Source organism: Microcystis sp. (assembly GCF_048564745.1).
Lineage (GTDB): Bacteria > Cyanobacteriota > Cyanobacteriia > Cyanobacteriales > Microcystaceae > Microcystis > Microcystis ichthyoblabe_A.
This window is the reverse complement of sequence record NZ_JBLZRT010000194.1, coordinates 1-1,211: the sequence shown is the minus strand read 5'-3', so window position 1 is coordinate 1,211 and position 1,211 is coordinate 1. Positions and strand designations below refer to the sequence as shown.

The 1,211-nt window shown below is 42.7% G+C and carries 1 protein-coding gene and 2 pseudogenes; all 3 read left to right on the top strand.

What is annotated here, in order from left to right; all coding sequences use genetic code 11:
* Positions 1 to 97, top strand: a pseudogene (locus ACOCD9_RS20285) (IS200/IS605 family transposase); the annotation flags it as partial.
* Positions 98 to 598: 501 nt separating this feature from the next.
* Positions 599 to 844 carry a UPF0175 family protein gene (locus ACOCD9_RS20280; protein WP_002748168.1) on the top strand — a complete coding sequence of 82 codons (246 nt, stop codon included), beginning with the start codon at positions 599 to 601 and terminating at the stop codon, positions 842 to 844.
* A pseudogene (locus ACOCD9_RS20275) lies at positions 841 to 1,074 on the top strand (DUF3368 domain-containing protein); the annotation flags it as partial. The gene ACOCD9_RS20280 and the pseudogene ACOCD9_RS20275, both read left to right, overlap by 4 nt.
* Between the last annotated feature and the right edge of the window lie 137 nt (positions 1,075 to 1,211).

The following is a 1,211-nucleotide window of genomic DNA, read 5'->3' as shown; positions in this document are numbered from 1 at the left end:
AAAGCATGGGGATGAAGGTATGATAGCGAGATATGTAAAAGAACAAGATAAAGAATACCTGCAGCTACACCAAAATCTACAATTGAGTCTATTTTGATTCTGATACCCCGTCCGCTTGCGGCGGGGTAGTTCATTTTTCTCCATTTACCTTTGCCATACTGTTTTTGCAACCGTTCCCGATTACGAATTCCTGTTCCTGTGGCAATAATCTCGATATTCGTGATATCGCTGATAATCTCAAAGTCCACGATCGAGCAAGCAATCTTAAAGAGTGGCCTTTCATTATAGCATCTATTGCCAAAAAAGAGATATAAAAAAACAAACCCCCCTCAAGATTGATTGAAGGAGTATTGATGGTATTTTTAGAGGCAATTTAGCCGACTTTTGTGGTTTCTTTTTCAGTGGATTTAGAGGGTTTTAGTTGGCAACTGATAATAAAGCCTCTTCTATTGGCTTTGGTAACTCAATAGCATAAAACCGATTCTTAATGTGTAAAATGTGTAAGGGGAAGAGACGCAAAAAATAAACCTGCTCAACTGACTAAATGAAGGGGGTTATGATAGCATTCCAATAGGAAGGGATAGATAGGGTTATAGCCATGAGTATTGATATCTCCGATGAAATTCTCAGTGCAACACGCATGACTGAAGCTGAGATGAGGCAGGAAATTGCGGTCATGCTCTTTCAAAAAGAGAAGCTCACCCTTGCTCAAGCGAGTCGATTTGCAGGAATGAATCGTATTGCTTTTCAACACCTACTTGCAAGTCGTCAAATTCCGGTACACTACGATGTCGAAGATTTTGAACAGGATATTAAGAACTTGCGGGAGATGGGAAGATTGTGATTGTTGTCAGTGATACATCCCCTATCAACAATCTTGCCGCCATTAATCAACTTCATCTGCTACAACAACTTTACGAAATAGTTTTTATTCCTGAAGCAGTTTATCGAGAATTAACTGAGCCTGATTTTCCGGTAGCAGGTTCAATAGAGGTACAAACCTTAGATTGGATTCAAACTCGAACGGTAACTAACCGCACAGTGATTGAAGCTCTTGCAGATGAACTAGATAGGGTCTGCTGAAAAAGTTTGTTGGTGGGGGCAGGGTGTGGGCTTCGGCCGTGAGCTCAGCGTTCGACCGAGCTCACGCCGAGGTCCGAACGGGTGTGGGGTGTGGGCTTCGGCCGTGAGCTCAGCCGAACGGGTGTAGG